Source organism: Parasutterella sp. St.1A3, assembly GCF_059728705.1.
Window position 1 is genome coordinate 843397 of the sequence record NZ_BAAGFK010000001.1, and the last position, 22566, is coordinate 865962.

Sequence of the window (22566 nt, forward strand, 5' to 3'; positions counted from 1 at the left end):
AAAGGACTTTTCCAAATGAAAAAAGAAGAGGCGGGAAGGACCGCCGAAAAACTCAACGGCTCGGACATCTTTGTCCGCGCTTTGGCAGAAGAAGGTGTTGAATACGTGTTCGGATATCCGGGCGGCAGCGTACTGAATATCTTCGATGCTATTTACAAACAGAATAAATTCAAACACATTTTGGTTCGTCACGAGCAGGGCGCGGTTCATGCGGCTGACGCATACGCCAGAGCTTCCAATAAAGTCGGCGTCGCACTGGTGACGAGCGGACCCGGAGCGACCAACGCCGTAACCGGCATCGCGACGGCACATTCTGACAGTATCCCGATGGTTGTCTTTACTGGTCAGGTCAATACGGCCGCGATTGGACAGGACGCGTTCCAGGAAGTCGATATTGTCGGCATCACAAGACCGTGCGTAAAACACAATTTCCTTGTTAAAGACGTACGCGATCTTGCTCCGATTATTAAAAAAGCCTTTTATATTGCTAAGACAGGACGACCGGGCCCTGTCCTTATTGATATCCCGAAAGATGTTTCTGCAGCGATCACCGAATACAACTATCCGGAAAACGTCGAACTGCGCTCCTATAAGCCGGTGCTGAAGGGACACCTCGGTCAGATCAAAAAAGCGCTTCAGATCATTCTTAAATCCGAAAGACCGCTTCTTCATATCGGCGGCGGTGTCGTTTCGGCAAATGCGAGCGAAATGCTGCAGAGATTTGCCTACGAGCTCGGCGTACCGGTGAACTCCACTTTAATGGGACTCGGCGCAATGCCTTCCAATGATAAGAAGTTCCTCGGCATGGTCGGCATGCACGGCACTTACGAAGCGAATATGGCGATGCAGAACTGCGACTGTCTGGTCGTTATCGGCGCTCGCTTCGATGACCGAGTGGTCGGACTGCCGTCTAATTTCTCGCAGGATAAGCGCACGATTATTCATATTGACGTGGATCCTTCGACAATTTCCAAACGAGTGAAGGTTGATATCCCCATTGTCGGCGATGTCAAGGAAGTTCTCGCCGATATGCTGACGCTGCTTGATCAGAAACCGGAGCGGCCCGATCCTGAAAAAATGGCGGCGTGGCAGAATCGGATTAAACAGTGGCGCGACGTCAACTGCTTAAGTTACGAAAACAGCGATAAGGTCATCAAGCCCCAGTTCGTGCTTGAAAAGCTTCAGGAAATCGGCGGCGACGACATGATCGTGGCAAGCGACGTGGGCCAGCATCAGATGTGGTGCGCTCAGTTCCTGAAATTCCGTAAACCCCGTCACTGGCTGAGTTCAGGCGGCCTCGGAACGATGGGTGTGGGACTGCCGTATGCGATCGGCGCTTGTGTCGCGGCTCCCGACAAACGCGTTGTGTGCGTGACAGGAGACGGCTCTATTCAAATGAATATTCAGGAATTAGCGACCGCTAAGCAGCTCGGCATTGCTCCGAAAATTATTCTTCTGAACAACAACTACCTCGGTATGGTGCGTCAGTGGCAGGAACTCGAGTACGACGGCCGCTATTCACACTCGCATATGGAGGTCACACCGGACTTTAAGGCGCTTGCCGAAGCTTACGGGCATGTCGGCATCGTTGTTGATAAGCCTTCGGAAGTAGAGACCGCCCTGAAGGATGCGTTCGGAAAATATAAGGATCAGCTGGCGTTTATCGATATTCATGTCGATCCGACCGAAAATGTTTGGCCGATGGTTAAGGCCGGTCACGGTCTTACGGAAATGATCCTAGGCTCGGAGAAAATCTAATGAATCGTCACGTCTTATCTATTCTTTTGGAAAACGAACCGGGCGCACTTTCCCGGGTCGTCGGGCTCTTTTCAGCCCGCGGCTACAACATCGATTCTTTGACCGTCGCCCCGACGGAGGATAAAAGCGTTTCACGCATGACCATCGCCAGTATCGGCAACGACGAACTGATTGAGCAGATCACGAAGCATCTGAATCGTCTGGTCGAAGTCATTAAGGTGGTGGATTTAACCGAAGGGGAATACGCCGAGCGCGAGCTTATGCTGATTAAGGTCAGAGCGCTGGGCAAGGACCGCGAAGAGATGAAGCGTCTGAATGATATTTTCAGAGGCAGAATTATCGATGTGACCGATAAGACTTATACAATTGAGCTCACGGGAAATTCTGAAAAGCTCGACGCCTTCATTAAGGCGGTCGACCCCGAATCCGTCTTGGAAATGGTTCGCACCGGCTCCTGCGGAATCGGCCGTGGCGATAGAATACTGAAACTGTAACGAATTGACTTACCCAAGGATTAAGTCACTTATTAAAGAGGAAAAAAATGAAAGTTTATTACGATAAAGACGCAGATCTTTCTCTTATCAAAGGCAAGAAAGTCGCAATCATCGGCTACGGCTCTCAGGGCCACGCCCACGCTCTGAATCTTCACGATTCCGGCGTTGATGTTGTCGTCGGCGTTCGTCCGAACGGCGCTTCCTGGAAGAAAGCTCAGGCTGCCGGCCTGAAAGTTGCAAGCATCGAAGATGCAACAAAAGACGCCGATGTCGTCATGATCCTTCTTCCGGACGAATTTATCGCCGATGTCTACAAAAAACAGGTTGAACCGAACCTGAAGGAAGGCGCTGCTCTGGCTTTCGCTCACGGCTTTAACATCCATTACGGTCAGGTCACTCCGAGAGACGATCTTGACGTTTGGATGGTTGCTCCGAAAGCTCCGGGACACACAGTTCGCCGTACATACACCGAAGGATCCGGCGTTCCTCAGCTGATCGCTGTTTATCAGGATAAATCCGGCAAGGCCCGCGAAGTCGCCATGTCTTACGCTGCCGCCAACGGCGCCGGCAAAGCAGGCATCATCGAAACCACATTCAAAGAAGAGACCGAAACCGACCTCTTCGGCGAACAGTGCGTTCTCTGCGGCGGTATCGCTGAACTCATCAAGATGGGCTTTGAAACTTTGGTTGAAGCCGGCTACGCTCCCGAAATGGCTTACTTCGAATGCTGCCATGAAATGAAGCTGATCGTTGATCTGATTTATGAAGGCGGTCTTGCCGACATGAACTACTCGATTTCCAACAACGCTGAATTCGGCGGCTATGTCACCGGCCCGCGTGTTGTTGCCGATGAAGCCCGCGCCGCTATGCGTCAGGCTCTGAAGAACATTCAGAACGGTTCCTACGCTAAGGAATTCCTCCTTGAAAACAAGGTCGGCGCTCCGATGCTTCGTTCTATCCGTGCTCAGACTGCGGCTCATCCGATTGAAGTCGTCGGCGCTCGCCTGCGCGGCATGATGCCCTTCATCTCTGCTCATCGTCATATCGACCGCAGCAAGAACTAATCAAAGGCGTCTTGCTTAAATAAAAAATCAGCGGCCCAACGAGGCCGCTGATTTTTTTGGAATGAATTGAGCGTTATTCTCGTCTTTAGTTTGTAAAAATGAAACAAAACCCTCTTAATTCAGAGGGTTATATCATTTTTTGAGCAGACAAAAGTCACTTATATTGGCAATCTGACTCCGAGACGCTTTGTAATATCAACCACGGTGGTGAGTGTTGGGAGTGGTTCAACCCCAAAGACAGCCATCACTTTTTCGGCTTCTTGGTTCAGATCCACGCTCTTAGAGTAGCTGCTTTCCGGTTTCTCCAGCTCTTGTTCTCCCGTTTTAAGGTACAGCTTCACCTTGTTTTTTACCCCTTCAATCGGAGAGACTGTCGGAGACATCAGTAATTCAACCATCATCTCCGGAGAGTACTCTATAGCTGCCTCACGAAGCTTAAATGCCATGAACCTCTCCAAAGCCAATGCCAGAACACAAACAACAAAGTGCCCCCTGATATGTGCCTCTGTTCTTACATAAATCGGTCTCGTACACAGTACTGACTTCATTACTCGGAAGCAGTTCTCTATCTTCCATAATTCTCTCAGTCTCGAGTAAATCTCCTCATCACTTAAGTCTTCGCAGCAAGTAATCAACCCGTAATAGCCTGCAAATCTTATTTTCCGTTCATAAAGCTCACGGTTTAGTTCATAACGCTCCTCTTGAGCTTTTTTATCCGGATCCGACTGCTTTACTCTTTTCAGAAATTGTCTCGAGCCTCGTTTAAATGAGGCATCAATTCTGCCGCTGCCGGCGCTCATCATCTTCTTAGCTTGCTCCCATTGCAAATTTAATTCCTTCATGTCGTGGGCATACCGCTTAGCCGACCAAGTCACTATCAAACGCGGGTTAACAACCTCTCGTGATTCTTTTTGTTTAACCGCTTCAGGACAGTCCATTGTCTTCATCTTCCATGACATCTCGCCTGTTTCTGAATCAAATTTATATTTCCAGCCGTCCTCGCTAAACAAGTTATCCAACTCTTTGCTGCTGAGCCGGTGAAGACTGTGCGCCACGATAAAGGCACAGTCGTTTTCAATCAGCTTGGAAAGATTCTCTTTGCTGTTAAGTCCTCTGTCAGCCACAACGATGGGTTTGCCCTGCGGACATTTCTGCCGGAACGACTCAACAACCTTCATTAAAGTTTTAACTTCTGCCGTATTGCCGCGATAAACTTCATAGTCCAGAGGAATGCCGCAGCGATCAATTAATAAACCGAGAAGAACCTGTGTCTCATGAGTCCGGTGCTCTTTACTCATGCCTCTTTCGCGTAAACAATCAGGTTCAAAGCTCTCAAAGTAGAAAGTGGTTACGTCATAAAAGACTAAGGAACAATCCCGCGCAATTTCCTTGGATACAGCTTCATCAAGTTTTTTGATGATGGTCGTTTTAGAAGCAGCAAGAATGTCTAAAGCTTCGTAGTGTTGATCCAGTGATACAGAGTCAAACTTGAACAAATGGCGCGGACATTGTCTTCTCATTCCCCGCCGGCTCATGGGACTGAGAATACGGCTGGCCACTTGATAGAACACGGCCAAATCTAAATCCCAAGAAAGTTTTCTGTTGTATCCGGCCTTACGGAACCATGCGTTTAAGCCAAGCTTTTCCCAGACTTTTCGTATGGGAGCCATCCCGTAATGCAGCCGAGGAGCTGAGGCAGCTGCCGAAGAATCAGAAACCGCAGGCGCAATCCGCCGAACCGCAGCCTCTTGGAGTTGTTCTGCACGTGAGGCATCCGAGCGCAGAGCTTTGACTCTGTCTTTTAAAGATTGAAGGTAGTTTGGATCCTCCTTCATTTTTTCAGAAATATCTCCTAAAGCTTCCAAAGTCCGAGAAGAGTTCTTGCGGGTAACCGGGTCTCGAAAGGTTTCGATGATGCTGGCGTAGTAGTGAGAACCTCGTTTGTAGTGCTGCAGAGTAATTGTAGGCATAGACTCTCCGGAATCAGATTTTTACTCATTATATCATAAAAGTAAAACCTAAGCATAATATAAAGCAAATATAAGTTAAATTTATCTTCTAAAAAAATGGGAACAATTAAGCAACCACGGGGGTTGGGGAAGAATTTACGAGGCTAAAGACAGGGGCATGATGCCCTTCATCTCTGCTCATCGTCATATCGACCGCAGCAAGAACTAATCAAAGGCGTCTTGCTTAAATAAAAAATCAGCGGCCCAACGAGGCCGCTGATTTTTTTGGAATGAATTGAGCGTTATTCCAAATTCTGAATTTGCTCACGCATCGATTCAATCACCAGTTTCAGATTGACGGAGGTCTGCGTCATATCAATGGAAGCGGCTTTGCTTCCAAGCGTGTTGGCCTCACGATTTAATTCCTGCATTAAAAAGTCGAGTCTGCGTCCGACTGCGCCGCCTCTGTCTAAAACACGGCGAACTTCGCGCACATGGGTGCGAAGCCGCTCCATCTCTTCATTAACGTCAATCTTGATGCCGTAAAGCGTCACCTCCTGACGAATGCGGTCGTTGATTTCCTCTTTGGAGATCTGGCTGTTTTCCGAAAGTGTTTGCGTGAGCGCCTCATCAAGCCGCTCGACAAGCTTCTCTTTCATGGTGTGAAGAATCAGAGGAATTTTCGGTTCAAGCTCATCGACCAGCGCGTCGATCTGTCCGCAGTACTTCAAAAGAACGTTCTTCAGGGCTTCGCCTTCGCGCAGGCGGCTCTCCTTAAAGAGCTGCAGACAGTCGCGAACACCGGCCAAAATCGATTCTTCAAATTTTTCTTTATCCGTTTCGGGAGTTTCCAGAATTCCTTCAAACTGCAGAATGGCCGTTACGGATAATTTGGCCGCGTTAGGCGCCAGCGCAAGTACCTGCTCCTGCATGGAAAGAAGTTTAGAAAGCGCCTGTTCGTTGATATGAGAAGCGCTGATCGCGGAGGAAGCCGTAAGATTAAAGCGAACTTCAACTTTGCCTCTGGCGACGGTCGAGGCGACTAATTCGCGAATTTTAGGCTCAAACGGTCGAAACTCTTCCAGGCATCTGAAGCTGAAATCTAAAAAACGTGAATTGACAGAGCGGACATCAACATTTAATTCGCCAAGTTCGGTCTGAATCTTGACGTTTCCGTATCCTGTCATGCTGGAAACTGTACCCATGAAATTCTCCCAAACGGAAGCGCTGAAAAATGTCGCTTCCTAACATTAGGTATGCATTGTAATCTCGCGGAGCGGTTAAAGGACCTTTTGTACCAGCTTTAGGGAGCCGTCAGTCGATGACGCGCGAGGCCTATAATGTCCGCAGCAGATAAGCGGCGTTTGCACGCGATACATTATCCGGAGAAAACAATGACCGAAGAGCTTCAGCTGAGACCGAGCGGAAGGAACCCATCCGAACTCCGTTCCGTTCGAATCACGCCAAACTGTAATAAATACGCGGAAGGATCCTGTCTGATCGAGATGGGGGATACGAAAGTCATCTGCACGGCAAGCGCGGACTTTCGCATTCCGTCCTGGATGGCCGAAAGCGGAAAAGGGTGGGTTACCTCTGAGTACGGCATGCTGCCGAGAGCGACCGGCACGAGAAACGACCGAGAGGCCGCTAAAGGAAAACAGAGCGGCAGAACTCAGGAGATTCAGAGACTCATCGGCCGCTCTCTGAGGGCGGCGGTTGATCTCTCAAAACTCGGCCCCATGACGCTGAAAATCGACTGTGATGTGATCCAGGCTGACGGAGGAACAAGATGCGCCTCTATCACCGGCGCCTATGTCGCGCTAGCGCTCGCTGTCGCAAAACTGCAGAAAGAGGGGCGCTTTGAAGAAAATCCGCTTTTCGCTCAGGTGGCGGCGCTCTCCGTGGGCATCTACAACGGTACTCCGGTCTGCGACCTTGACTATATCGAGGATTCTCACTGCGGAACGGATATGAATGTCGTCATGACAAACCAGGGCGGATTTGTAGAACTGCAGGGGACCGCCGAAGGTCGAGTCTTTACCCGTCAGGAGCTGAATCAGCTGCTCGATCTGGCCGAGAACGGTCTTTCTCAGCTTTTTGAATACCAGAGAAGCGCTATTGAAGAAGGAAAAGCCGCCAATGAATAGAAAGATCGTACTTGCAAGCAATAACAAGAAAAAAATGAAAGAAATGCAGGAGCTGCTTGCTCCGATGGGTGCCGAAGTGATCGCCCAGGGATCGCTAGGCATCCCGGCTGCGGAAGAACCCTTCTGCACATTTATGGAGAACGCGCTCGCCAAGGCACGCCACGCCGCAAAGCACAGCGGTCTGCCTGCGATCGCGGATGATTCCGGTATCTGTGCGGACGCATTAGGCGGCATGCCGGGTGTTTACAGCGCGCGATATGCGGGAGAGCCTTCGAATGATGCGGCAAACAACGCCAAACTCGTGAACGCGCTCAAGGGACACACTGATCGAAGCGCGCACTACGTATGCGTGCTCTGCGCGATACGTTCTGCGGATGATCCGGAACCGCTGATCGCGATTGATTTCTGGGAAGGAGAGATCGCTGAAGAGCCCAAAGGCGAGGGCGGCTTTGGATATGATCCTTATTTCATCGTGGGTCCTGACGGCAGACGGGCTGCCGAGATGAGCGCTGAGGAAAAGAACTCGGTGAGCCATCGCGGCAAAGCGATGCGCAGGATGAGCGAGCTTCTGCAGCGCCGCTGGGGTTGGAAGTTTTGAAGCCGATCCCTCTTTCTCTGTACATCCATTGGCCCTGGTGCCTGAAAAAATGTCCGTACTGTGACTTTAATTCACACGGGGTCAAAGGCGAAATACCGGAGCAGCGCTACACCGAGGCGATCTGTCGTTCCATGCGCGAACAAGCGCAGTTTGCTGCAGACAGACCTCTGGAAACCGTCTTCTTCGGAGGCGGCACGCCCTCTCTGATGTTGGCAGAGTCTCTGGAGAAAATTCTGGCCTGCGCTGATGAGACCTTCGGACTGGTGAGCGGTGCGGAGATTACGCTTGAATCCAATCCGGGAACATTTGAACTCGCTAAATTCAAAGACTTTAAATCAGCCGGCGTCAATCGGCTTTCTCTTGGCGTGCAGAGCTTTGAAGATCAAAAGCTTCGCTCGCTCGGCCGCGTGCACAATGCTCGGGAAGCCAAGGAAGCGGCGCTCGGAGTGCGCGAAATTTTTGACAACTTTAATCTCGACCTGATGTTCGGTCTGCCGAATCAAAGCTTGGAAGATCTCAAACAGGAACTGGCCTTTATCGCGCAGATTGATCCGCCGCATCTGTCCTATTACCAGCTGACTCTGGAGCCGAATACTTATTTTGCTAAATATCCGCCCGAAGGAATTCCTAATGAAGACACACTCGAGGATATGACCGAACTTATCGCGCAGTACACGACCGATCTCGCGCTTGAGCATTACGAGGTATCCGCATATGCCAAAAGCGGTCATCGGTGCCGGCATAACCTGAATTACTGGGGTTTCGGAGACTATCTTGCGGTCGGTCCGGGAGCGCACGGCAAGTACAGCCACGATAAAGAGATTCATCGCTTTTATAACTACAGGGATCCGGCGCGCTGGCTCCTCTGTCAGAACCGCGGAGAATCATTTGTCTCGCATACTGAAAAAGTTCCTTCTGAGGCGATTCCGTTTGAATTCATGCTGAACGTACTCAGACTTCGGGATGGGGTGCCGAGAGATTATTGGGAGCAGCGGGCGTTTGTCAGCTGGTCTGAAGTCGAACCCGTTTGGCGAGTCCTTGAAAAGGACGGACTTGTTGAAGATCCTAAAAAGCGTATTTTCTGTACCGAAAAAGGGTGGCGGTACCTGAATGAGGTGCTGGAAGCTTTTTTGTGATGCACTAAATAACTGCGCATCAAAAAAGTGCAGAAAAATCCGCATAAAGCACCAAAAAAGTGCATTATGGTGGAGATTTTCCAAAAACAGGAATAGACGCAGGGGAGCGGGCGTGATTTTTAGCGCGTCTTTTTTGGCACGCTTCTTGCTTATTCACCGGTGAAAACCAATTTATTCTTAGTTCTACCGATCTAAAGGAGATATCATGGCTAAGTCCATAGAAGATGTCATGCAGATGCTGACAGAAAACGACGTTAAGTTCGTTGACCTTCGATTTACAGATTTTATAGGCAAAGAGCAGCACGTTTCCGTTCCGGTGTCCGCTTTTGATGAAGACAAATTTGAGGAAGGCCATGCTTTTGACGGCTCTTCCATTACCGGCTGGAAGGGCATCGAAGCGAGCGACATGCTGCTGATGCCGCAGCCCTCAAGCGCACGCATGGATCCTTTTGCCGACGAAGGGCAGGAAACCCTGATCCTGACCTGCAGTGTTGTCGAACCTGCGACCGGCAAAGGCTATGACAGAGACCCGCGCAGCATCGCCAATCGCGCTGAAGCCTATCTGAAGAGCACCGGCATCGGCGATACCGCGTTCTTCGGCCCCGAACCCGAATTCTTTATTTTCAACGGCGTCAGCTGGGGCTGTGATATGAACCGCAGCTTCTTCAAGATCGAGTCCGATGAGGGCTTCTGGTCGAATGCCGACTCAATGGACGGCGCAAACGGCGGCCATCGTCCCAGAGTCAAAGGCGGCTATTTCCCGGTTGCTCCGGTGGATTCTTTAAACAGTGTCCGCGCCAGTATGTGCCTGCTTCTTGAACAGCAGGGTGTTCCCGTTGAGGTCCACCACCATGAAGTCGGCGGATGCGGTCAGTGCGAAATCGGCACCCTGTTCAGCACACTTACCGAAAGAGCCGACTGGACTCAGATTCTCAAGTACACCGTTTGGAACGTCGCGGCCGCCTACGGTATGACAGCAACCTTCATGCCCAAACCCGTCGTTGGCGATAACGGCTCCGGCATGCATGTTCATCAGTCCATTTGGAAGGACGGCAAGAACCTCTTCGCAGGCAACGGTTATGCAGGTCTCTCTGATCTCGCCCTTTATTACATCGGCGGCGTGATCAAACATGCCCGGGCTCTGAACGCGATTACCAATCCGACCACCAACAGCTATCGTCGTTTGGTTCCGGGTTTTGAAGCTCCGGTTAAGCTCGCTTATTCCGCACGCAACCGTTCCGCCTCTTTGCGTATCCCGTATGTGGCCAGCGAAAAGGCCCGCCGTGTTGAAGTTCGCTTCCCGGATCCGATGGCTAACCCCTATCTTGCCTTTGCCGCTCTGCTGATGGCCGGTATCGACGGTATCCAGAACAAGATCCATCCGGGCGAAGCCGCAGACAAGAATCTTTATGATCTTCCGCCTGAAGAAAACGCGAAGATCCCGACCGTCTGCTCTTCTTTGGAACAGGCGCTTGACGCGCTTGCTGATGATCACGCTTTCCTTACTGCCGGCGGAGTGTTCAGCGAGGACATGATTGCTGCTTACATCGATATGAAGCGTCAGGAAGTCACTCGTGTTCAGATGGCTGTTACACCTGAAGAATACGATATGTATTACTCCCTGTAATAGGGGCTCTCCGTCGTGAAGACGGACAAAACGAAGACCGAGCGAGGCTGAGATGAGCTTAGATAAATTGGATTTTGAAAGTTTTGATCTGCTTCGGCTCGGTCTAATTGTTTGCGGTGAAAACGCGCGGATTCTTTACGCCAATACCACCGTTCAGTTTTATCTTGGCCAGAGCGCGAAACTTCTCAAGGATCGGTCGATATATACCGTACTGCCGTGTGCGGAACCGTGGATTCAAAACTATTACAAGCGTCCGGATGTTTCGTATCTGGTGCAGTCGGAACTCTGCGAGATGCTTCGGCCGCCTAAAGAGCCGAAGCAGGTTTTTGTGACTTGCCATCCGATGGCCGACGATCCGCGCTATCTTTTTTTTGAGATTTCTCCGGCAGCAAAAGCGCTTCTGATTTCCCACGAGCGCCACATGAACGAACTGTCGGAAAATACACGCCGGCTGCTGCGCAATCTAGCGCATGAAATCAAAAATCCGCTCGGAGGCATCAGAGGTGCCGCTCAGCTCTTAGAGACCGAATTGTCGGATCCGGAACAGAAAGAATATACGGAAGTCGTGATTAGCGAAGCGGATCGTCTGCAGTCGCTCGTCGATAAGCTGCTTGCGCCGTATCGGCAGTCATATAATCCCGCGCCGACCAATGTTCATGAAGTACTTGAGCGGGTACGCCTGCTGGTGGAAGCGGAATTTCAGGACAGACTGCAGATTGTCAGGGATTACGACATCAGTGCTCCGGAAATTACCGCTGACCGAGGTCAGCTCACGCAGATTTTTCTGAATCTGATGCGTAATGCGGCAGAAGCGCTTTCGGTACGGATGTGGGAGGGAACGGCTGAGATTCGACTGAAAACGCGTGTGGTGCACCATGTTTCGATTGGCGAAGAAATTAAAAAAGCTGCGCTGAATATTCATGTTATCGATAACGGTGAGGGGATTCCGCAGGAGCTTTTGGACAGCATTTTCTATCCGCTCGTGAGCGGCAAAGAGAAGGGGAGCGGACTCGGGCTCTCATTGGTCCAATCGTTCGTAGAGCGGCACGGCGGAACTATATCCGTCAGCAGCGAGAACGGGAAGACGGATTTCAGCATTCTCTTTCCGCTGAACGCCCAATAACAAGAAAAACGAGTCACTCGGAGAACCAGAATGAAAGATATTTGGATTGCGGACGACGATCGATCTATTCGATGGGTTTTAGAAAAAGCGCTGAAAAAAGCCGGCCTGCCGTGCAGGACTTTTTCTGAAGCGGACTCACTTTTGCTGGCACTTAAAACAGAACAGCCCTCCGTCATTCTGAGCGATATCCGCATGCCGGGAAAGAGCGGTCTGGAAATGCTGACCGAGATCAAGCGCGATTATCCGAAGCTTCCGGTCATTATCATGACCGCGTTCTCGGATCTTGACAGCGCGGTATCAAGTTTTCAGAGCGGCGCTTTTGAATATCTTCCGAAGCCCTTTGATATTGATAAAGCGGTTGAGCTTGTCCGCCGCGCTTCTGAAGAAAACGCTTCCGAAGAAGCCGCGCCCGAGCAGCAGGTGTCCGAAATAATCGGTAAAGCGAGCGCGATGCAGGATGTTTTTCGCGCTATCGGACGCCTTTCGCACAGTAAAGCCACCGTCCTTCTGACTGGAGAATCCGGTGCCGGTAAGGAAGTGGTTGCCAGAGCGCTTCACAAGCATAGTCCACGAGCCAAAGAGGCGTTTATCGCGCTCAATATGGCGGCGATTCCAAGAGATCTGATGGAGAGCGAACTTTTCGGTCACGAAAAAGGAGCCTTCACCGGCGCCAACAGTGTTCGCCACGGACGGTTCGAACAGGCCGAAGGCGGCACACTGTTTCTTGACGAAATCGGCGATATGCCGGCAGAGCTTCAGACACGCCTGCTTAGGGTGCTTTCTGACGGATACTATTATCGAGTCGGCGGCCATCAGGCGCTTAAAGCCAACGTCCGCATCATTGCGGCGACGCATCAGAATTTAGAGAGCATGGTGCATGAGGGACGCTTCAGAGAAGACTTGTACCATCGTCTCAACGTCATCCGTATTCGTCTTCCTCCGCTTCGGGAACGCAAAGAGGATATTCCGCTTTTGATCGCGCATTTTTTGAAAAAGTCCTCTGAAAGTCTGGATGTTGAACAGAAAATTATGACGGCCGAAGCGATGGACTTTCTGAAGGAATTCCCTTTCCCGGGCAATGTGCGCCAGTTGGAAAACCTTTGCAATTGGCTCGTTGTGATGGCGCCGTCCCAGCATATTCAGCTGAGCGATCTTCCTGCGGAGATTCTTCAGTCGGCTCCCGCTAAAGCGGTCTCAGCGGCTCCTCTTGTCGGCGGAACCTGGCAGGACGGTTTGAGGGCGGCAGTTGAGGCGAAATTGAAGGAAGAAACGCCGGACCTGATGAAAGAACTCACTGACGCCTTCGAAACGGCGGTTATTGAAACCGCGCTTGAATTCACACACGGTCGCCGAGTGGAGGCCGCCTCCAGACTTGGTATTGGGCGCAATACCATTACACGCAAGATTGCGGAATTAAATCTTAAAACTGAGGATTAAGACGCCTGCTATCATTGCGCCATGAATTTTGAGAGCGTAAATAACGAATTAGCCGCACTAGGCTGCAAACAGAGCCATATTGATGCATTCTGGCGCAATTGGTATCTCGGTCGTCCGCTGACACAGGCGAAATTTACTTTTCCGAAGGCGGCCGCTGAAGCGGCTGCAACCCTGGGAACCCGTTTGGCTCAGGTTCTCATGCCCGACAGCGACGATTATCTCGGAGCAAATGGCGCGAGAGCCGTGCTGAGAGCCTCTGACGGTCAGCTGATCGAATCAGTGCTGCTTCCGAGAGACGGAGTCTGCATTTCAACGCAGGTCGGCTGCGCGGTCGGCTGCCGCTTTTGTATGACCGGGCGCTCCGGTCTCGTTCGTCAGCTTTCCGATATTGAAATCGCAGCGCAGGTGGTCTACGCCAAGAGCCGGCAAAAAATCTCTAAAGTCGTGTTTATGGGGATGGGCGAGCCTTCGCATAATCGCAGAAATGTTCTGTCCGCGCTTGACCATATTACTCGCTACGCCGGAATCGGTTACAAGGAGCTGGTCATTTCCACTGTTGGGGACAGACGGCTTTTTGAGGAACTCTCGCATAGGGAGATTAAACCCGCTCTTGCGATATCTCTGCATTCCGCATTTGATGAAAAGCGCCGTATGCTGCTTCCGAATGCGGCAGATCTGACGGTTAAAGAGATTCTTGACTTTGGCAAAGAGTATGCGCGACTGAGCAAATATCCGATTCAATATCAGTGGACGCTGATCCGAGATCTTAACGACGGTACTGATGAAATCGATCAGCTGGCTTCACTCTGGGACGGTCAGTTTGCGGTTCTCAACATGATTCCGGTCAATAAGATTGACGACAGTCCCTATGATCGGCCTGATCCCGATCGGATTGAGGCGCTTAAAGCCGTCTGCAGATCCTTTCATATTCTGCTGAAGTTCCGGGATTCCGCTGCTCAGGACGTGGACGGCGGCTGCGGACAGCTCAGAGCTCGCGCAATGCGCGAAAAACAGAAAGCGGTCCGCGACGGGACCGCTGTGATTCAGATTAAAGATCTAAAGTAAGCGTAACGGGCGCATGATCGCTCGGCCGCTCGTTGGCGCGGACATCCTTGTGGATGACAACGCCGAGATTTTTATCCCGAAGCGTATTCGAAATCAGGATATGGTCGATGCGAAGACCTCGGTTGCGCCGAAAGGCCATCATTCGGTAATCCCACCAGGAGTACGACTTCTCGGGCTGCTCAAAAGCGCGGAACGCGTCGGTGAGGCCGCAGTCGAGGAGCTTTTGGAAGGCTTCACGGCTCTGCGGCGCGCAGAGAACGCTGTCAGCCCAGGACTCCGGATCCCAAACGTCCCGATCTTCAGGCGCGATGTTGAAGTCGCCGAGCAGAACGAGGTTCGGGTAACGTCCCAGTTCAGAGGGCAGCCAGTCAGCAAGCGCTTTAAGCCAGCTGAGCTTATAAGGGAACTTTTCACTTTCAAGTGACTCGCCGTTGGGAAAGTATCCGTTGACGATTCTCAGCTTAGAGCCGTTGACCATGACGCTGACCGCAATAAGGCGGCTTTGTTCATCTTCAAAGCCGGGGATATTGCGGATCTCTTCCGCGGCAATAAATTCATAGGGCTTGCGAAGCAGAGCGGCAACGCCGTTGTAAGTCTTCTGACCGAACGCGTCGATCTCATAGCCCGCCTCGTTTATTGCGGCGCGGTCAATGGCTGATTCCTGCATCTTCAGCTCCTGAAGGCAGAGCACATCGTCTTTGCGGTCCGCTAAATAGTCCAGCACCTGAGGCAGACGCACTTTTAGAGAGTTGACATTCCAAGTCGTGACGGAGAAACTCATTTTTCCTCCAGCAGACCGTACTGACGCAGCAGCGCGTCAACGGAAGGTTCACGGCCGCGGAAAGCGACAAAGCTTTCGATTGCTGGACGGCTTCCGCCGCGCGAGAGAACTTCATCGAGCCACTTTGTTCCCACTTCCGGATTAAAGATGCCTTTTTCTTCGAATAAAGAGAAGGCGTCCGCGGAGAGGACTTCAGCCCATTTGTAGCTGTAGTAGCCTGCGGCATAGCCGCCCGCGAAGATATGAGAGAAGGAGTTGGCAAAGCGGTTGTACTGCGGCGGGAAGACAACGGAAACTTCCTTGCGGACCTCACGAATCAGCTTTTCTACCGTGTCTTTATGCGGATGCTCATCCATGTGGAGCAGCATGTCAAAAAGGGCGAACTCAATTTGACGGACGTTCGCCATGCCCGCTTCGAAGTTCTTGGATGCGACAAGCTTGTCAAAGAGCGCGCGCGGCATTTTCGCATGGGTTTTGACATGCGAGGAGATGGTCTGCATCACGTCCCAGTTCAGCACAAAGTTTTCCATGAATTGGCTCGGAAGCTCAACCGCGTCCCATTCAACTCCGCTGATACCGGAAACCGCGAGTTCCGTCTGACGGGTGAGCATGTGATGCAGGCCGTGACCGAATTCATGGAAGATGGTTTCCACATCGTTGAGCGTCAGCAGTGAAGGCTGAGCGCCAACCGGCGCGGAGAAGTTGCAGACCAAATAAGCGACCGGCGTTTGGATGGCTCCGTTATCAAGCAGACGGCGGCTTCTGAGATCATTCATCCAGGCGCCTCCGCGTTTGCCGCTGCGCGCATACAGGTCGGTATAGAAGCCGGCGATTTCATTGCCGTTCTTATCCGAGATTGCATAGTATTTCACGGCAGGATTCCAAACCGGAACATTCTTTTGCGCGATCTTGATGGAGAACATTTTCTCTACTAAGGAGAACATTCCGGAGAGGACCGCGGGTTCAGGGAAGTACTGCTTGACTTCCTGTTCCGAGTAAGAGTACTTGGCTTCGCGAAGCTTTTCACTGACGTAGCTGTAATCCCAAGGATTGATTTGGTCCATGTTCAGTGTCTGTGTACCAAAGCGGATCAGCTCTTCCATGTCCTTGAGCGCGGCGGGTTTCGCTTTTGCGGCAAGCTCTCTCAGGAATTTAACAACCTGTTCGGGTGTGTCCGCCATTTTTCTGACAAGGGACACCTGAGCGTAGTTTTTATAACCGAGCAGATGAGCTTCTCTGACTCTGAGCTCAAGCAGACGCGTCATGACAGGCGCATTGTCTTTTCCTGCGGGAGAAAACTCAGAGGCGCGGGTCGTATAAGCGTGATAAAGCTCTTCACGAAGTGAGGAGTCATCTGCGTACTGCATGATTGGCAGATAGTTCGGCATGTGCAGCGTGATCTTATAGCCTTCGGTTCCTTCGGAAGCCGCCTGCTGCGCAAAAAGCGCTTTTTCGCCTTCGGGGATGCCGCGCAGCCGATCTGTATCTTTAGGCAGATAGATTGCGAAGTCGTTGGTGCAGTCCAAAAGATTTTCAGAGAACTTTTGGCTGAGTTCGGCTTCTTCAGCGCTGATCTTTGTCATTTCCTTCTTGCCGGCCTCATCGAGTTCGGCGCCCGAAAGCACAAACCCTTCGATTTCCCGATCAATGATTCTGCGGCGAGCGGCGCCGAAGGATTTGAATGCGTCTTCAGCCTTCAGCGCTTTATATTTGGCGTAGAGCTCTTCATTTTGGCCGATTTCCGAAAAGACAGCGGAGATCGGAGCGAGAAGCTCATTGACGATCGCGCGCAGCTGAGGCGTGTCTTCCACGCTGTTGAGGTGAGAAATGGCGGACCAGACAAAGCTTAGGTTTTCCGATGCGTCGTCCAGCGGTTTGACGACATTGTCCCAAGTCGCGGGTTCAGTATTTTGCGTGACGGCGCTGACGGTCTCTTTTAATGTATTGATGAGCGACAGAACGGCCGGCTTAAAGCTTTCCTGATTTAATTTCGGAAAGTCGATAAATTTACTTTTATCCTCAATAATCGAGAGAATATCAATACGATCTGACATTAAATTCTTCCTTACAGGTTAAAACGGTTCTCGAAGGCGCGCATGGTATTGTCTAAGAGCATTGCGATGGTCATCGGACCGACACCGCCCGGAACCGGCGTAATAAAGCCCGCGACACGAGCAACAGCTTCGATATCGACGTCACCGCAGAGTTTTCCTTCCTGATTTCTGTTCATGCCGACATCAATCACGACGGCGCCGGGCTTGACCATGTCATCGGTCACCAAACCGGCTTTGCCCACGGCGGATACGATAATGTCGGCATTTTTCGCGAGTTCCTTAAGGTTTTTGGTTCTGCTGTGCGCAACAGTGACGGTGGCGTTCTTCTCAAGGAGCATGAGGGCCATTGGTTTTCCGACAATGTTGCTGCGTCCGATCACCAATGCGTTTGCGCCCTCGAGCGGGCATCCGACGGACTCAAGCATTTTCATGACGCCGTGCGGCGTGCAGCAACGAAAGCCCTTCAGCCCTGTCACCAGCGCGCCCATATTTTCGACGTGGAAGCCGTCCACATCCTTTTCCGCGGCGATGGATCGGATGACTTTCTGTTCGTCAAAGCCTTTAGGCAGCGGAAGCTGTACCAAGATGCCGTCGACTGAGTCGTCTTCGTTCAGTTCTTTGATGAGAGAAAGCAGTTCGGCCTCTGAAGCGTCTGCGAGCAGGCGTTTTTCCAAAGAGGTGATGCCGGTGTCGAGGCAGGCTTTGATTTTATTGCGTACGTAAATTTGGCTTGCGGGGTTGTCTCCGACAAGAATTACGGCAAGGCAGGGCGGTCTCGGCGCGTCAGTGAAGTTTTGGATTTTACTGCGGATTTCCTGTCGAATACCGGCAGCGAGCGCTTTTCCGTCAATGATGTTGGCAGACATAAGTTCCCCGAATAATTTGATTTGAAACTTAGAAATATATCAATAAAAAGAAGAAAGGAAGGCCGAAGCCTTCCCTTTTGAGTTCCTTTAGCGACAGAACATTAGTTCATGTTGTTGTCTTTCAGCGGGGTGCGGTTTGCATTCATCACCACACGCATCAGATCGGCAACCGTACCGGAATTTGTCTTATCCATAATTGAGGCGCGATGCGCTTCAACGGTCTTGATGGAAATGCCGAGGTCGGCAGCGATCTGTTTGTTCAGGCGGCCGCTGACAATACGTTCAAGAACGTGCAGTTCACGCGGTGTCAGCTTGCTGAGAAGTGCGTCGTTGAGCGAGCGCTTTTCAGCTTTAAGTTTGCGCTGACGGGCTTCCTGAAGCATTCTTTCGATTAAGGAGCGAAGCGCTGCCTGATCGAACGGTTTTTCAATGAAGTCCACTGCACCCTTTTTGAGAGTGGAGACTGCCATGGATACGTCGCCGTGACCCGAGATGAAGATAATCGGAATATCGCATTTGCGGGCGATCAGATGTTCTTGTACTTCTAGTCCGCTCATGCCCGGCATTCTGACGTCTAGTACGAGAACAGCGATGGCATTCGGATCGAATTTGGCCAAGAACATTTCTCCGCTTTCGAAGAGCTCAACTCGATAGCTGGACGCTTCGAGCAGCCACTTCAGCGAATCACGGACGGCCTCGTCGTCTTCAACAATGTAAACGACGCCGGCAGTGTCCGGTGAATCCGGAGTAAAGGATTTCGAGGTCATTTGAATCATCATGTACCTTCCACAATAAATTATTTTGCGTTAAATCTGTTAACCGATTGAATCAAATTCAATCACACACCACATATAGTAATTATATGCACAAATCACACCCCTGAGAAGTATCTATATCGGGGGTGAAGCTATTCTTTACAAATTCACCTGGGAACTATACCTTAGCTAAAACTAAGTAAGGATTATTACATATTTTTACAGGTGATAACCCGAATTCGACTATTTTAACGGATTTCCTAAAAAAATCACCTCCGTTTCCAAAGAAAGCGGGGGTGATTAAATATTAAGAAGCAATTCTTTTCTAAGTTTTCTTACCGGGCTGTCAGCTGCAGATTTTTAGATCAAAAACGAAGACAGTACCGCCGCCCTCATTATCTCTGACTCTAAGCCGTGTGTTGTGTGATTCGGCGATGGTTTGGCAGGTGGACAAACCGAGACCCAGCCCGTTCTTTTTGGTTGAGAAGAACGGTGTAAAGAGGCTGGCTTTCATCGTGTCGCTGATGCCGGGACCGTGGTCGGCGACCTGAAGTTCCACTTCGTTGGCGCCGACTTTGGCGATAACCGCGATGGTTCGGTCTGTGCAGCCCGCTTCCAGAATCGCTTCGGCCGCGTTGCGGATCAGGTTCATGAGAATCTGCATGATCTGTACCGGGTCGCAAAGAACATTGGGGAGAACCTTCGGCAGTTCATAGATAATGCGAATACCGGCGTACTTTTTCTCAATCAGCTTGCCGAGCTCCTGAGTGTCATTGATGACATTGGCGAGCGGCACATTTTCGAGTGTCGTCGGTCTGCGTTTGGCGAATGCGCGGATGTTTTTAATAATCTTGTCGATGCGTCCGGCCTGATTCGCAATCTTTTTATAGATCTCGAGGACTTGTCCGCGGTTGACCTCAGGAGCGTTCCCGATAACTTCAATAGCGGTGTTGGCATAGGCCGTAATCGCCGTGAGCGGCTGATTAATTTCATGCGTAATCGTAGAGGCCATTTCACCGAGAGTAATCAGACGAGAAGAATTTTCCATTCGGTTGGTTTGATCTTCCAATTCTTTTTCGTTGATTTTTCTCTGCGTGATGTCCTGAGCAGACTGCAGCGTCACGTGAGAGCCGCCGGGCAGAGTGACTCTGGCCTCTGTAATGCTGAACCAGCGCTCAAGGGAATCAACCCAAACTTCGGCCTCTCGGCTTCCCTGCGGATTAAACGGAATTTTGCAGGCGCGGGAGATCGCTAGGTGGCCGTCAGCGGTGTTGCCGAGCTGCTCGGTGTAGTGATCGTTATGAATCCCGAGCATGGTTCCGGTCGGCTTGTGGCTCACAACTGAAATACAGGACATTACGGAATTCAAAAGTCTCTGGTAGGAAGCGATCGCGTCGTTGGTGAGGTTCATCGACTGAGACTCAATCGTATTGTCCCGCATCATATAGATCCAGCCGATGTGTTCGTTGTAAGACGAATAAAAAGGCGTGGCAAGCAGCAGCACATTGAGCTGTTCATCGTCTTTGCGGCGAACGAGCAGATCAAAGCGGTAGGGAAAAGCTGCCGGATCGAGTTTAGAAGGATCGCCCAGCAGAGTCGCAGGCAGGACTGAAGTATCCGCCCAGAAAGGATAGGGCGGCGTTTTACCCTGCAGTTCATCTTCAGAGTAGCCGGTAATCACCTGAGCGGCCGGGTTGGTGTAAACGATCTTATTCTCCAGATCCGTAATCACGATCGCCGAGCTGATCGAATCTTCGATGGAGCGCCGCAATTCGAGTTCGCGGTTGGCTCGATCCAGATCCGCCTGGTTTTTACGCATCTCTTTATTCAGGAAAAAGAGCGAGATCAGAAGAAAGAGCATCAGCGCGCCGAGCCAATAGATCAGCGGACTGGCAAAGATCAGGGGACTTTCAACGATATTGCAGCCGTAGAGCTGGATCGAGGGCGGCAGGGGGTCCGCTGCGCGGACATAGCTCGGAATGGTGTAGTCATCCGGCGGGTTGTAGGCCGCCCGACCGGCAATTTCCTCGGTTCCGTGCAGCAAGGAGAATTCATAATCGGCTCTGAGAGAGGAGGGCGTTGATTCTTCAAGCAGCTTATTCAGAGAGATTCGGCTCAGGAGCGCATAGCTTTTATCTTCAAGCGTGAACGGGTAGACGATTACCACGGAGGGCGACGTTGAATCTCCCGGCGTGAACCAGAAGGAAGAGATGGAAACTCGGTTTGAGAGAAACGCGTCCGCGATCGCGTCCCGTACAACCTGCGGGTAATCCAAATAGTTGTACTGACGCAGTTCTCTTTTTCCCAAGCGGGGGTTCACCATGGATTCGATGCCTTTGCCGCTTGGTTCGATCAGTCGGATCAAAGTGATTTCCGGGTTGCTGTTGAGCAGCTCCCGAGAGAATTTGTTCAGAACCGCCGCAGTATTTCCGTCCAGTTCCAGCCGCTCGATAAGGCGCGCCATGGAGGCGGAGCTGGCGCGAAGACGCATTTCGATATTGTCTGCGACCTTTGCGGTGCTTTTCATCAGATTGGTTCTGAGGATGGCTTCGTTATTGGAGCGGACATTGAGATAAAAAGCCGCGAAGATAACGATCAGAAGAACCGCGATCGCCCAAATAAAAGGGGTAGTTCCGTTCGGTAAGTTTGAATGGCTGCGCAACCCTGCAAAGGAAGCGGTAAAACGCTCTAATAGATCATTGTTCTGAGACAAGTTTTTTTGCTGAGCCATAGTTAGTTAAAACGAACCGTTGGGAAAAGAAAACAGACAAATTATCAATGTCTATTATGACACTGTTCGATGTGCGCAAAGATTGTCCGGTGAATTTGCGTACTCAAACAAAAATAATCTGAGTACAGAATAAGTTGAGTTTGGACCGATACAATAATCAAGTCGAGATGATTGTTAGGTTTTTTAGGATAAGGATATGGACCTGCAGAACGAATTAAAGCAAAAAGCGGCCGCAGCTGCCTTGGAATATGTGAAAGAGGGCGAATACCTCGGAGTGGGCACGGGATCAACGGTTAGCTTTTTCATTACCGAGCTGGCGACTTCCGGTAAACGAGTCAAAGGCTGTGTTTCGAGTTCGGAAGCAACTACCCGACAGCTTTTAGCTTATGGAATTCCGGTTTGTGATTTAAATGACATTGTCGGAACAATTCCTGTCTATGTTGACGGCTGTGATGAAATTGACGGTAATTTCTGCATGATCAAGGGCGGCGGCGGAGCGCTTACCCGCGAAAAGATTTTGGCGGAGGCCTCCGATATGTATGTCTGCATTGCAGACGCTTCGAAAGAGGTTAAACAGCTTGGCAAGTTCCCGCTTCCGCTGGAAGTCATTCCGATGGCAGTGTCTTCTGTCTGCCGTGCGATGGAAGAGCTTGGCGGTCATCCGACGGTTCGCGATATGGTTACCGACAACGGCAATAATATTGTTGATGTTCACGGTCTGCAGATTAAGGAGCCGACTCGTTTGGAGGCTGCGATTAACCAGATACCGGGCGTTGTGACCTGCGGTATTTTCGGAAAACGCGGTGCGGATGTGCTGCTCATCGGTACACCTGAGGGTGTCCGTACACTGAAACCGAAAAAAGGATTTTTTTCAGGCCGTCAGAAGTAATTTCTGAAAGAAAAAAGCCCGGAATAGTACTGTTTTCGGGCTTTTTCCGTTTTTGAGACCATATAAACGGTCCCGGTTATTCTCTTAGAACT

At 50.9% G+C, this 22566-nt stretch carries 18 protein-coding genes; 11 read left to right on the top strand and 7 right to left on the bottom strand.

The features are described 5' to 3' along the window. The first annotated feature begins 15 nt into the window (after positions 1-15). The 3 genes from ilvB to ilvC are packed head-to-tail and all read left to right on the top strand — an operon-like array spanning position 16 to position 3316. Positions 16-1758, top strand: coding sequence for a biosynthetic-type acetolactate synthase large subunit (gene ilvB / locus AC6I1F_RS04030; protein WP_290432847.1), 1743 nt, complete (start codon positions 16-18; stop codon positions 1756-1758). After that, entirely contained in the window at positions 1758-2252 is a 495-nt protein-coding gene (ilvN, locus tag AC6I1F_RS04035; RefSeq protein WP_290432846.1) for an acetolactate synthase small subunit, read from the top strand. Before ilvB ends, ilvN begins: the two co-directional genes overlap by 1 nt. 47 nt (positions 2253-2299) lie before the next feature. After that, positions 2300-3316, top strand: a complete 1017-nt coding sequence (gene ilvC / locus AC6I1F_RS04040) for a ketol-acid reductoisomerase (RefSeq protein ID WP_160334104.1) — start codon at positions 2300-2302, stop codon at positions 3314-3316. A gap of 158 nt (positions 3317-3474) precedes the next feature. Here ilvC and AC6I1F_RS04045 read toward each other — a convergent pair whose 3' ends face one another. Together AC6I1F_RS04045 and AC6I1F_RS04050 are read right to left on the bottom strand one after the other, a co-directional pair. Further along, positions 3475-5286, bottom strand: coding sequence for an IS1634 family transposase (locus AC6I1F_RS04045; RefSeq protein WP_160336414.1), 1812 nt, complete (start codon positions 5284-5286; stop codon positions 3475-3477). Between the two features lie 281 nt (positions 5287-5567). Next, positions 5568-6470 (bottom strand): YicC/YloC family endoribonuclease, encoded by a 903-nt coding sequence (locus tag AC6I1F_RS04050; protein WP_289163365.1) that lies wholly within the window; start codon positions 6468-6470, stop codon positions 5568-5570. A 189-nt stretch (positions 6471-6659) separates the two neighbouring features. Here AC6I1F_RS04050 and rph point away from each other — a divergent pair, with 189 nt between their 5' ends. The 7 genes from rph to AC6I1F_RS04085 all read left to right on the top strand — a co-directional run bounded on the left by rph (position 6660) and on the right by AC6I1F_RS04085 (position 14398). After that, a complete protein-coding gene (rph, locus tag AC6I1F_RS04055) occupies positions 6660-7412 on the top strand; it encodes a ribonuclease PH (protein ID WP_290432845.1) in 753 nt (250 codons plus the stop codon). Next, the gene (rdgB, locus tag AC6I1F_RS04060; RefSeq protein ID WP_289163369.1) at positions 7405-8010 is read left to right on the top strand and encodes an RdgB/HAM1 family non-canonical purine NTP pyrophosphatase; all 606 of its coding nucleotides are present in this window, start codon (positions 7405-7407) and stop codon (positions 8008-8010) included. The genes rph and rdgB overlap by 8 nt, the downstream gene beginning before the upstream one ends. After that, positions 8007-9146 carry a radical SAM family heme chaperone HemW gene (gene hemW, locus AC6I1F_RS04065; RefSeq protein ID WP_290149520.1) on the top strand — a complete coding sequence of 380 codons (1140 nt, stop codon included), beginning with the start codon at positions 8007-8009 and terminating at the stop codon, positions 9144-9146. The genes rdgB and hemW overlap by 4 nt, the downstream gene beginning before the upstream one ends. 205 nt (positions 9147-9351) lie before the next feature. Further along, positions 9352-10773: a type I glutamate--ammonia ligase gene (gene glnA / locus AC6I1F_RS04070; protein ID WP_160334099.1), complete on the top strand. Its 1422-nt coding sequence runs from the start codon at positions 9352-9354 to the stop codon at positions 10771-10773. A 52-nt stretch (positions 10774-10825) separates the two neighbouring features. Beyond that, a complete protein-coding gene (glnL, locus tag AC6I1F_RS04075; RefSeq protein ID WP_160334098.1) occupies positions 10826-11896 on the top strand; it encodes a nitrogen regulation protein NR(II) in 1071 nt (356 codons plus the stop codon). A gap of 30 nt (positions 11897-11926) precedes the next feature. Continuing rightward, positions 11927-13333, top strand: a complete 1407-nt coding sequence (ntrC, locus tag AC6I1F_RS04080) for a nitrogen regulation protein NR(I) (protein ID WP_289163375.1) — start codon at positions 11927-11929, stop codon at positions 13331-13333. A 21-nt stretch (positions 13334-13354) separates the two neighbouring features. Beyond that, complete coding sequence (locus tag AC6I1F_RS04085) at positions 13355-14398, top strand: radical SAM protein (RefSeq protein ID WP_289163377.1); 1044 nt, start codon at positions 13355-13357, stop codon at positions 14396-14398. Here the strand turns inward: AC6I1F_RS04085 and xth are convergent. The 5 genes from xth to AC6I1F_RS04110 all read right to left on the bottom strand — a co-directional run bounded on the left by xth (position 14382) and on the right by AC6I1F_RS04110 (position 21585). Next, positions 14382-15179, bottom strand: coding sequence for an exodeoxyribonuclease III (gene xth / locus AC6I1F_RS04090; RefSeq protein WP_289163380.1), 798 nt, complete (start codon positions 15177-15179; stop codon positions 14382-14384). The two genes, AC6I1F_RS04085 and xth, sit on opposite strands and share 17 nt — an antisense overlap. Next, positions 15176-17233, bottom strand: a complete 2058-nt coding sequence (locus AC6I1F_RS04095) for a M3 family metallopeptidase (RefSeq protein WP_290432843.1) — start codon at positions 17231-17233, stop codon at positions 15176-15178. Before AC6I1F_RS04095 ends, xth begins: the two co-directional genes overlap by 4 nt. A gap of 11 nt (positions 17234-17244) precedes the next feature. After that, positions 17245-18099: a bifunctional methylenetetrahydrofolate dehydrogenase/methenyltetrahydrofolate cyclohydrolase FolD gene (gene folD, locus AC6I1F_RS04100; protein WP_160334093.1), complete on the bottom strand. Its 855-nt coding sequence runs from the start codon at positions 18097-18099 to the stop codon at positions 17245-17247. 101 nt (positions 18100-18200) lie between these two features. Then, the gene (locus tag AC6I1F_RS04105) at positions 18201-18878 is read right to left on the bottom strand and encodes a response regulator transcription factor (protein ID WP_160334092.1); all 678 of its coding nucleotides are present in this window, start codon (positions 18876-18878) and stop codon (positions 18201-18203) included. Positions 18879-19200: 322 nt separating this feature from the next. Continuing rightward, positions 19201-21585, bottom strand: coding sequence for a PAS domain-containing sensor histidine kinase (locus tag AC6I1F_RS04110; RefSeq protein ID WP_290373230.1), 2385 nt, complete (start codon positions 21583-21585; stop codon positions 19201-19203). A gap of 196 nt (positions 21586-21781) precedes the next feature. On the opposite strand from AC6I1F_RS04110, the gene rpiA reads away from it, so the two are divergent. Further along, entirely contained in the window at positions 21782-22474 is a 693-nt protein-coding gene (rpiA, locus tag AC6I1F_RS04115) for a ribose-5-phosphate isomerase RpiA (RefSeq protein ID WP_160334090.1), read from the top strand. The last annotated feature ends 92 nt before the right edge of the window (positions 22475-22566 follow it).